This is a genomic window from Caballeronia sp. LZ029 (genome assembly GCF_031451275.1).
Taxonomy (GTDB): Bacteria; Pseudomonadota; Gammaproteobacteria; order Burkholderiales; family Burkholderiaceae; genus Caballeronia; species Caballeronia jiangsuensis.
Genome location: NZ_JARUXO010000052.1, coordinates 1 through 358, shown reverse-complemented (window position 1 = coordinate 358; position 358 = coordinate 1). Strand labels below are relative to the sequence as shown.

The 358-nt window shown below is 65.4% G+C and carries 1 pseudogene; it reads left to right on the top strand.

Features of this window, described 5'->3' with window-relative positions:
* Positions 1–109 precede the first annotated feature (109 nt).
* A pseudogene (locus QCE73_RS34010) lies at positions 110–358 on the top strand (TRAP transporter substrate-binding protein); the annotation flags it as partial.

Here is a 358-nt window from a genome sequence, read left to right as displayed (position 1 = left end):
CTACTCAATCTGCCTGATGGCTGGATGCGTGTGCGCAAGCACGACGGCCAAGGCCCATCCGTGCCGCCTGTCGTGCGTCACGGCCATAAGAACCACAGGAATCCGACGCATGCGCGACTACCTACTCTCTCGCAGAAAACTCCTGACGCTCACGGTCGCCTCGGCGGCGGCCGGTTGGCTGCCGCGTCTCGCCAGTGCGGACAGCCAGACGATTCGCATCGGCGACGTGGTGGACCGGCACAACCCGGAAGTGATCACCGAGAACCTGATGGCGAAGCGGCTCAAGGAGACGACCGGCTTCGACGCCCGCGTGTTCCCCGACGGCGTGCTCGGCTCGCACACCCGCATGAACGAGCAG